Origin of the sequence: Pseudomonas edaphica (assembly GCF_005863185.1) — a bacterium.
In the GTDB taxonomy this organism is placed as follows: Bacteria; Pseudomonadota; Gammaproteobacteria; order Pseudomonadales; family Pseudomonadaceae; genus Aquipseudomonas; species Aquipseudomonas edaphica.
In genome coordinates, this window is record NZ_VBVZ01000217.1 from 1 (window position 1) to 9,444 (window position 9,444).

Genomic DNA, 9,444 nt, shown 5'->3' on the forward strand with positions numbered 1-9,444 from the left:
ATGGCATCACCTGGGTTTTCTGATGGACCGAGGTGTCTGCATCGCAGGCAAGCCAGCTCCCACACAAGCCAGCCCTCCACATAAGTCAGTTTCCAGAGAAAAGTGGTTCCCGCATTTGATTTGCGGCGGCTGAGCGACCGTTGATCAAATAACCCCGTGCCCTAAACCTTCATCCCCCCTAAAATGCCCGGCATTCTTTGCCCGAGGCGTTTTTGTTCATGTCTGTCACCGCTCAACCTACCAGCCCTGCGCCGGATCATCACGCCCAGTTCATCGAACTGCTGAGCGCAAGCCTCGCGCAGAACGCGTTTATCAAGCTGGTGCTGGCCAAGTACGTCGGCGAAGAAGCCGAGTTGCAGCGGCTGATCATCAAGCAGGTCGTGGTCAAGGAGCAGGCGTGCCTGTCCTTTGTTTATCGCTACAAGACCCGCGACATTACCAAGAACTTCCCGCTGGCCGAAGGCGTGGCGGCAATTGCCGCGCTGCTGCCGGCGTCGTTCAAGAATGCGCACCTGTTATCGCTGACCGACGAAGCCCAGCTGGAATACAGCAAAAAGAACAAAAGCTCGCTGTTCAAAAGCAAGCCGCAGCAATTGCGCGAGGCGCCTTCGGCTGAGCATAACCGCGAGAAAAACCGCTTCCTCGACTTGAGCCGACCCTTCCTCGCGGACCTGGGCGTCACCGACGCCAAGCAGGCGCTGATCCCATCGATGTCGCGCAAATGGAAGCAGATCAACAAGTTCATCGAAGTGTTCAGCCATGCGCTGACCTCATCGCCGTTGAAGCTTGACCAGCCGGTGCGCGTGGCGGATTTCGGTTCGGGCAAGGGCTACCTGACGTTCGCCATTCACGATTACCTGCGCAACACCCTCAAGGCCGAGGGCGAAGTGACGGGTGTGGAATTGCGTGAAGACATGGTAACCCTGTGCAACACCGCCGCCGCACGCCTGGAGCATCCGGGGCTGGTGTTCAAGTGTGGTGATGTGCGCAGTGTGGCGCCCAGCGAACTGGAGGTGATGATCGCCCTGCATGCCTGCGATATCGCCACCGACTACGCGATCCACACCGGCATCCGTTCCGGTGCGTCGATCATCATGTGCTCGCCGTGCTGCCACAAACAGATCCGCCTGCAGATCCAGAGCCCGGTGCTGCTCAAGCCGATGCTGCAGTACGGCCTGCACCTGGGCCAGCAAGCGGAAATGGTCACCGACAGCTTGCGTGCGTTGTTCCTGGAAGCCTGTGGCTACGAGACCAAGGTGTTCGAGTTCATCTCGCTGGAACACACCAACAAGAACAAGATGATTCTGGCGGTCAAGCGCACCGAGCCTGTGGACAATGCGCAACTGTTGGAAAAAATCCAGGAGCTGAAGGCGTTCTACCACATCAGCGAACACTGCCTGGAAACCCTGCTGCGCGCGGATGGCTTCTTGAACTGAATGCGGTCTCCTGTGGGAGCTGGCTTGCCTGCGATGGCATCACCTGGGTTTGCTGATAGACCGAGGTGTCTGCATCGCAGCGGTGCGACGATTCGACAAGCCAGCTCCCACACAAGCCGGTGCAGGCTGCACCGCCGTCTTGCGCCCGAGCATCACCGTAATGATCACGCCACACGCAAACACCCAGGTAATCGGCTCGATATGTTCACCAAAGAACAACGCCGAAAACGCGATGGTAAAGAATATCTGCAGCAGCTGAATCTGGCTGACCCGCGCAATGCCGCCCATGGCCAGCCCGGCGTACCAGGCGAAGAACCCCAAAAACTGCGAGAACAGCGATACATACCCAAACGCCCACCAGGTGCGCATGGAAATCGCGCCTTGATGCTGCGCCGCCAAGTACCACACCGGGCCGATCAATACTGGCGTCGACAGCACCAGCGCCCAGCAGATCACCTGCCAGCCGCCCATTTCCTTGGCCAACCGGCCGCCTTCGGCATACCCCAGGCCGCCCACGGCAATCGCGCCGAGCATCAGCAAATCGCCGGCCTGGATACTGCCCGCGCCGGTGATCAACGCATAACTTAGCACCAACGCACTGCCCAGCGCTGCGCAGGCCCAGAAGGCTTTTGACGGGCGTTCATGTGACAGCCACGCCGCATACAGTGCCACGCACAGCGGTTGCAAACCGTTGACCAGCGCGCCATGGGACGCCGGCAAGGTTTGCATGGCCCAGGCCGACAACACCGGGAAACCCAGGATCACCCCGGCAATCACCAGGCACAGTCCGCGCACCTGGCGCCAGGTTGGCCAGCGCTCGCGTCGCCACAACAACAGCGCTGCTGCCGGGATCGCCGCGAACAAGGCGCGCCCGAGGCCATTGAGCAAGGGGTGGATTTCCTGCACCACGATACGGGTGAAGGGCAAAGTCAGGCTGAAGATGACGACGCCCAGCAGGCCGAGGGCCATGCCGGTGTTTTCGCGCGAGCTCATGAGTGGGGACCAGAATCTGGAGGGCTTCAAGGGAAGCCCATCTAGCCACAACCCTCGCTGATTAAGGGCCTACAGCTGGTCGCAGATTTATCCGTACAGTTTCAATCGCTCTGTAGGCAGTGCCGCCGCCATCGCGGGCAAGCCCGGCTCCCACATTGGATCTCTATTGTCTGGCGGACCGAGATCTCCTGTGGGAGCTGGCTTGCCTGGGGTTGATCTCTATTGCCTGGTTGACCGAGATCTTCTGTGGGAGCTGGCTTGCCTGCGATGGCGTCACCCTGGTCTTTAGAAGAACCGCGTAATGCTGACCTTCGCATCGCGGCCCTTGGTGTAGGCACGATCACCGCTCAAGGCCGGGCGGAAGTTGTTGTTGAACAGGTTGTCCACGGTGAAGTTCACCTCGGTGCCTTTGAGGTAGGCCTGTTGCGGTTTCCATTTGGCGAACAGGCCTTGGGTGTTGTAGGCCTTGTTGCCGTACTGGTCGTAGAACAGGTCGCCCAAACTGCTGCCCGGGCCGCCGGAATATTTGTCACTCGGCAAGCGATCGGTCGCGCCAATGAACTGGCCCATCCAGCCCACCTGGGCATCCCAGGCCGGGATGTTGGTGCCCACTACCAGCACCCATTTGGTCGGTGGAATGTCACGTGCCGGTACATCCGGCCCCCACGGGTTGGTGTAGGCGCCTTCGTGTTCACCCTTGGCGTAGGCGAACGACACCGAGCCGAACAGGTAGGTGGAGTTGTAGAAAGACTCCAGCTCAAAACCCTTGATGGTCAGGCCGCCGATGTTGCGGTAGTTGGACATCGCCCCAGGCGGGCAAGCGTTGGCAATGGTGCCGCCGTTGATGGCCTGGTTTTGGCAACCAACGCCAGTGGCCTTGAAGATTTCGTCTTCGACTTTGTTGTGGAACAGTGTGGCGCGCACTTGCAGGTTGTCGTTCTGGGCGATCAGGTGGTCGAAGCTGGTGACGCCGCCCAACGTGATCGAGGTGATGCGCTCCGGGTCGAGGTCGACGCTGGTGGCGGTGCGGCTGCCCAGGCCTTGCACTTCATATTGCTCGTCGATCACCGGCGCCCGCCAAGTCTTGCTCCAGTTGGCGAACAGCCCCAGGTTCGGCGTGACGTTCCAGAACAGCGCCAGGCGCGGCGACCAGCCGGTGTAAGTGCGGTCGCTGTAATCGTGGCCGAAGGACGGATTCGGGTTGTTGTAGTACGGCGCGTCATTGCCTTCGCCACGGTTGCGCACATGGTCGTAGCGCAGCGACGGGGTGATGGTCACGTCGCCCACGGTGACTGCGTCCTGGACAAAGAAACTGTTGGTGTCGACCTTGCCGTGGGGCATGAAACCCGGCTGGAAGTGCCCGTAGTTGTAGCGCGCGGTGTTGTAGGTGGTGCCGGGCATCCACATTTCGGTTTCGCGGATGTGCTTGCGGATTTGCCCGCCGACGGTCACCGCATGCTGCAAGGGGCCGGTGTCAAACAGGCTGACGTTGCGGATGTCGAGGTTCTTGTCGGTGTAGGCGGTGTCCATCTTGCGCCCGCCGGTGGCCAGTTGGAAAAACGCGGTGGCGTCGCGTTCGTCGGTCTGGTCGGTATTGGACTGGGAATATTTGACGGTCAGGTCGATCAGCGGGTTATTCACCGGCGTGTATTCGTACTTGCCTGACCAGGTGGTGTCAGTGGTGTCACGCTGGGCTAAAAAACGCTTCAGCGCGTTTTCGTAACCGTAGCGGTCGATGTTGGCCTGGGTCGGCGGCGTCGGGTAGCTGGCGGCGGAGAATGGTGTCCAGCGGTTGCTGTGGGAGCGCGAGTAAGAGAGGCCAACGCTGTGCTCCTCGGTGAAGTGGGCGTTGACCTTGAACAGTTTGCCGTCCACATCCTGGGCACTGTTGGGCAGGCGCTGAGGGTTGACCGGGTATTCGTTGTTGTCGTTGGGCAGTTTGGCGGCCACCTTCATGTCGCCGCCGTCGCGCTGGGTCAGGTAGGCCAGCGCGTCAAAACGCCCGTCGTCGGTGCGGCCGTACACGGCACTGCTGTAGATCTGTTCGTGGTCGTTGCTGGAGTAACCGTATTTGAGCATCGCGCCGCTGTTGCGACCGTCTTGCAGCAGGTCCGGGGCGTCCTTGGTGGTCATGTTGACCGTACCGCCAAAACCGCCGTTGCCGGTGAACGGCGAGTTGGGGCCTTTCTCGACCTCGATGCTCTTGATCAGCTCCGGCTCGATAAATACGGTGCCTTGCTGGTAGCGCTCAAAGCCGGTTTTGGTGGCGCCGTCGACGGTCATCGGCACGTCTTCGGCATCGCCGAAACCTCGAATATTGATGGTCTGGCCACCAGGTTTCAGTGAGCCGCCCTGGCTCACGCCGGGCAAGGTCTGCAACAGGCTGGGGATGTTGTTGGATTGGTAGCGGTCAATGTCGGCCTGGGTCATGGTCGAGCGGTTGACGGTGCTGGAGTCGACTTCGTTACCGGTGCCGATCACGCTGAGGGCATCCAGCTGGATGGCGCCGCTGTGGGTGGTCTTGCCCTCGTCGGGGCGCACCACGTAGGTGTTGCCGACTTTGATCAGGGTGAACTCGCCGTTTTTCAGCAAGCTGCGAATCGCCACTTCCGGGCTGAATTCACCGTTGAGCGCCGGCGCCTGCACATGTTTGAGCAGTGTCTCATCGAACAACAGCTGGATTTTCGCCTGCTGCGCGACAAAGCTCAGGGACGTGGCCAGCGATTGGGCAGGCAGTTGCAGCCTAAGCGACTCGGCCTGGGCGTTGAGGCTCAAGGCCATGCAGGTGGCAATAAGGGTCGGTCGAAGAAACAGGTGCGGAGCGTGGCAAGGCGCGCGAAACATGAAATCCCCCGGGGTGGCTAAATAGCCAAAAGGTGTGCGTATCCAACACAGTCGGGAGGAAGACGGGGCAGCTGCAAAAAACCACACATGCGAATGCAAAATATTCTCAAGTGTGGTTTTTGCAGGCTTTACTTGAGCGGTTCGATGCGGACAATGCCATCGGCCGAGGCCACGGTTTTAACCGGCAGCAGGGCGGGCAGGGCGCTGAGCAGGGCATCCGGGTCATTCACATCCAGATTGCCCGAGACCTTCAGTTGCGCCACGGCTTTGTTGACCTGCAAGGGCGCTTGAGGCCGGTAGAGGCTCAGTTCATCGATCAGGCTGGCCAACTCCCGATTGCGAAACGACAGGTGCCCACTGCGCCAGTCGGCCACTTCTTCGGTGGTGAGTGTCTGTTGCTGCACGGTGCCCTTGGCGTAGCTGTACGTGGCACGTTGCTGGGCGCCGAGCAACGCCACCGGGCTTTTGGCGTCCGGCTCGAAGGCGACCTGGCCGTGGGCGACGCTGACCACCAGTTGTTGCTGGCTGCGTCGCACGTCAAACCCGGTGCCAACCACCCGCACGTTCGCCTCGCCGGCTTGCACGTAGAGCGGGCGCTCTTTGTCGGCGGCAACTTCGATAAAGACCTGGCCCTTGTCCAGGTGCAGGATGCGTTGATGCGCGTTGAAGTCCACGCGCAGGTGGGTGTTGGCATTCACATACAGCGTGCTGCCGTCGGGCAAGGCGAGGGTGCGCATGCCTTTGGCGTGCCCGGCAATCTGGCTGTGGAACAGCGCGCGGGGCGCACCGATATTCGTCGTCAGCACGGCGCAGACCAGTGCGGCGGCCACGGCCAGGGCAGGGCGCACTATCGAAGGTTTGCGCGGGGGCAGTGGCACGGGTTTGTTCAGTTGCTGCAGTTGGGCGAGGTCGTCCCACAGTTGTTCGAACTCGGCATAGGCACGGGCGTGGGCGGGCGTTGCCTGCCAGGCGGCAAAGGCTTTGCGCTCGGCCCGTGCTGCGCCATTGCGGTTGCGGGCAAACCAGCTGGCGGCTTGGGCATCGATGGAGTCGCTCGCCTCGATATCCAGGGCGTCGATGTCGCTCAGGCGGTTCATTCTGGCTGCTCCGTGCCGGGTTCTGGTTGAAGGCGTCGCTTGCAATGCAGCAGGGCAAAAGCGATGTGCTTTTCTACCATGCTGGTCGAAATACCCATGCGCTCGGCGATCTGCGCCTGGCTCAAGCCTTCGAAGCGGTGCAGCATAAGGGCTTCTCGCCTGCGGGGCGAGAGTTCGGCAAGGACTTCTTTCAACTGTTCCAGGCGTTGCAGGCGCTGCGCGGCGGCCATGGGGTCGTTTTGTGCGTCGGTGACCGGCTCCGTGTCAGCGTCGGCCGGGTCGGAGTGAGCGCTTTGGCGTACCTTCTGTTTACGCCAGTGATCGCGCAACAGGTTGCGCGCCATTTGGAACAGAAACGCCCGTGGCTGCTCGACCTTGGCGCGGTCGCGGTAGTCCAGCCACTGGGTGAAGACATCCTGGGTCATGTCCGCCGCGTCGTTGGCGTTGTCCGTGCGCTTGCGCAGGAAATGCAGGATATCTGCATAAAACCCGCGAAAGGCATCGGCCGACAACGGGTCGGGCTTGGGACGAGACATGGATATCCTTCTTGAGGAAGCACGACGTAGATAAGTCGCGAATGATATCGAGAACTATTGTCATTTGTCTCTATGTAACGGGTTCATGGGTTCAAAAATGTGGGAGCTGGCTTGCCTGCGATAGCGACGATTCGACAAGCCAGCTCCCACAGGAGGCCGCGGTTTTAGCGCAGTAATGCTTTGAGCTGTTCGATGCCTGCCTCACCCAACGGGAACACCGGCAAGCGTGGATCGCCCGCCTCCAGGCCGGTCAGCCGCAACCCGGCCTTGATCGTCGCCGGCAACCCGCCTTTGAGGATGAACTCCAGCAACGGCAACTGGCGATAGAACAGCTCCCGCGCCAGTGTCAGGTCATTGGCCAGCACCGCGTCATACAACTCCAGGTTCAGCTGCGGGATCAGGTTCGGCGCGGCCGTGCACCACCCCTTGGCACCCGCCGCGAAGGCTTCCAGCGCCAGCGGGTTGCAGCCGTTGTAAAACGGCACGTCGCCGTGGCGGCGCAACTGGTGCATGCGCTGAATATCGCCGGTGCTTTCCTTGACCATGGTCACGTTCGCCACCTGCTTGACGATGCGCAGGATCAAGTCCACCGACATGTCCGTGCCGCTGGTGGCCGGGTTGTTGTAAAGCATGATCGGCACGCCGATGCTGTCGCCAATCGCAGCGTAGTGGGCGAGGATTTCCGCTTCGCTGAGTTTCCAGTATGAGGCCGGCAGCACCATCACCACATCGGCGCCATTGGCTTCGGCATAACGGGCGCGACGCACGGCCTTGGCGGTGGTCAAGTCAGACACGCTGACAACAGTGGGTACGCGCCTGGCGATTTTCGCAAGGCTGTAGGCGCTGACCTCATCCCACTCCGCATCGCTCAAATACGCGCCTTCACCGGTACTGCCCAAAGGCGCGATGGCGTGTACGCCGCTGTCGATCAGACGGTCGATGGAGCGGCCGAGTGCGTCGAGGTCAATGCGCTGGCCGTCGGCGCTGAACGGGGTGATGGTGTAGCCGATGATGCCGTGAATAGTGGGGTTGGACATGGGAGGTCTCCGCTTGAAAAAGGGCAATCAGTTCAGGCAATCGGCGTGTTTGCGCAGGTTCTGCCGGGCGTAGTAGTTGAATGCGGCGCCATGGCGCTTGGGCTTGGAGATCCAGTCATGGGCCTCGCGACCCAGTTCCGGCAGGATCGGCTTGATAGTGCCCGCCGACATTGCCAGCAACTGCAACTTGGCCGCCCGTTCGATCAACTGCGCGATCACGCAGGCTTCCTCGATGCTTGCGCCGGTGGACAGCTGACCGTGGTGCGAGAGCAGAATTGCGCGCTTGTCGCCCAAAGCTGCTGTGATGATTTCGCCTTCTTCATTGCCCACCGGCACGCCCGGCCAGGCTTCCAGGAAGGCGCAATCTTCGTACAGCGGGCACAGGTCCATATGCGACACCTGCAGCGGCACTTCGAGCATCGACAGCGCGGCAATATGCGTGGGGTGCGTATGGATGATGCAGTTCACATCCGGCCGCCCACGGTAGACCCAGGTGTGAAAACGGTTGGCCGGGTTGGGAATGCCATGCCCCTCGAGTACTTCAAGGTCTTCGTTGACCAGTAACAGATTGCTGGCGGTGATTTCATCGAAACCCAGGCCCAGTTGCTGAGTGTAATAGGTGCCAGGCGTTGGTCCACGTGCGGTGATCTGCCCGGCCAGGCCGGAGTCGTGTCCGTGTTCGAACAGGATGCGGCAAGTGAGCGCCAGCTTTTGCCGGTCGGTCCACGTATTATCCGCCAGGCTGTTTTGCATCTGGATCAGTGCTTGCTTGACCAGTTGGTCTTTGGGAAGTGCTAATGTCTTGGCCATATCGGTGTCCTTTGGGTTAGAGCAAATGACACTAAAGATGCTATATGACACTTTGTGTCATTGGCAAGCGTGATTCTGCCTTTTCTGCAGGGATTAACCGCAGCACATGTCTATCCGTTTGAAACTATTGAGAAAAAAACTTGGCGTAACCCTGGAATCCCTGGCCGAAAAGTCCGGGATGACCAAGAGTTATCTGTCCAAGGTCGAGCGTGGGCTCAACACACCGTCGATTGCTGCCGCGCTGAAACTGGCCAAGGCGTTGAACGTGAAGGTCGAAGAACTGTTCAGCGAAGACAACGTCAGCCTCGACAGCTACAGCCTGGTGCGCAGCCACGAACGTCCGGACACCGCGCCGGGTTATGCCGTGTTGGCCCATCAGGTCAGCGAGCGCAGCCTGCTGCCGTTCATCATTTACCCGCCGGCAGAATTCACCGACAAGACCTTCAAGGAGCATCTGGGCGAGGAGTTTTTGTTTGTGCACGAAGGCCAGGTGGAAGTGGACTTCATGAATGAACGGGTGATTCTGGAGCGGGGCGACGCGCTGCACTTCAATGCACAGAAACCTCACCGAATTCGCTCGGTGGGGCAGGTGCAGGCGCAGTTGCTGGTGGTGGTGCACAGCAGCGACGAGTGACCGTGTTCCCAGGTTGGAACACAGTCACTGTGGGAGCTGGCTTGCCTGCGATTGCGG

General features: G+C 60.4%; 8 protein-coding genes. 2 read left to right on the top strand and 6 right to left on the bottom strand.

Translation table 11 applies throughout. From position 1 onward, the window contains the following. The first annotated feature begins 218 nt into the window (after positions 1-218). Positions 219-1,436 (top strand): class I SAM-dependent methyltransferase, encoded by a 1,218-nt coding sequence (locus FEM54_RS15815; RefSeq protein WP_138451823.1) that lies wholly within the window; start codon positions 219-221, stop codon positions 1,434-1,436. Positions 1,437-1,475: 39 nt separating this feature from the next. Here FEM54_RS15815 and FEM54_RS15820 read toward each other — a convergent pair whose 3' ends face one another. From FEM54_RS15820 to FEM54_RS15845, 6 genes are all read right to left on the bottom strand, one after another. Next, on the bottom strand, positions 1,476-2,429 hold the full coding sequence (locus FEM54_RS15820) for a DMT family transporter (protein ID WP_017137270.1): 954 nt from the start codon (positions 2,427-2,429) through the stop codon (positions 1,476-1,478). A 285-nt stretch (positions 2,430-2,714) separates the two neighbouring features. Then, entirely contained in the window at positions 2,715-5,273 is a 2,559-nt protein-coding gene (locus FEM54_RS15825) for a TonB-dependent receptor (RefSeq protein ID WP_138451825.1), read from the bottom strand. Between the two features lie 128 nt (positions 5,274-5,401). Continuing rightward, complete coding sequence (locus FEM54_RS15830; protein ID WP_138451827.1) at positions 5,402-6,370, bottom strand: FecR family protein; 969 nt, start codon at positions 6,368-6,370, stop codon at positions 5,402-5,404. Then, positions 6,367-6,906 (bottom strand): RNA polymerase sigma factor, encoded by a 540-nt coding sequence (locus FEM54_RS15835; protein WP_017137273.1) that lies wholly within the window; start codon positions 6,904-6,906, stop codon positions 6,367-6,369. Before FEM54_RS15835 ends, FEM54_RS15830 begins: the two co-directional genes overlap by 4 nt. 164 nt (positions 6,907-7,070) lie before the next feature. Further along, entirely contained in the window at positions 7,071-7,943 is an 873-nt protein-coding gene (locus FEM54_RS15840) for a dihydrodipicolinate synthase family protein (protein WP_138451829.1), read from the bottom strand. A 27-nt stretch (positions 7,944-7,970) separates the two neighbouring features. Then, entirely contained in the window at positions 7,971-8,753 is a 783-nt protein-coding gene (locus FEM54_RS15845) for an aldolase (protein WP_017137275.1), read from the bottom strand. Between the two features lie 106 nt (positions 8,754-8,859). On the opposite strand from FEM54_RS15845, the gene FEM54_RS15850 reads away from it, so the two are divergent. Continuing rightward, on the top strand, positions 8,860-9,387 hold the full coding sequence (locus FEM54_RS15850; RefSeq protein WP_058421756.1) for a helix-turn-helix domain-containing protein: 528 nt from the start codon (positions 8,860-8,862) through the stop codon (positions 9,385-9,387). The last annotated feature ends 57 nt before the right edge of the window (positions 9,388-9,444 follow it).

Coding starts and splice junctions, on each gene's coding strand:
- FEM54_RS15815 (WP_138451823.1), top strand. CDS start 219: ATGTCTGTCACCGCTCAACCTACCAGCCCTGCGCCGGATCATCACGCC.
- FEM54_RS15825 (WP_138451825.1), bottom strand. CDS start 5,273: ATGTTTCGCGCGCCTTGCCACGCTCCGCACCTGTTTCTTCGACCGACC.
- FEM54_RS15820 (WP_017137270.1), bottom strand. CDS start 2,429: ATGAGCTCGCGCGAAAACACCGGCATGGCCCTCGGCCTGCTGGGCGTC.
- FEM54_RS15835 (WP_017137273.1), bottom strand. CDS start 6,906: ATGTCTCGTCCCAAGCCCGACCCGTTGTCGGCCGATGCCTTTCGCGGG.
- FEM54_RS15850 (WP_058421756.1), top strand. CDS start 8,860: ATGTCTATCCGTTTGAAACTATTGAGAAAAAAACTTGGCGTAACCCTG.
- FEM54_RS15830 (WP_138451827.1), bottom strand. CDS start 6,370: ATGAACCGCCTGAGCGACATCGACGCCCTGGATATCGAGGCGAGCGAC.
- FEM54_RS15840 (WP_138451829.1), bottom strand. CDS start 7,943: ATGTCCAACCCCACTATTCACGGCATCATCGGCTACACCATCACCCCG.
- FEM54_RS15845 (WP_017137275.1), bottom strand. CDS start 8,753: ATGGCCAAGACATTAGCACTTCCCAAAGACCAACTGGTCAAGCAAGCA.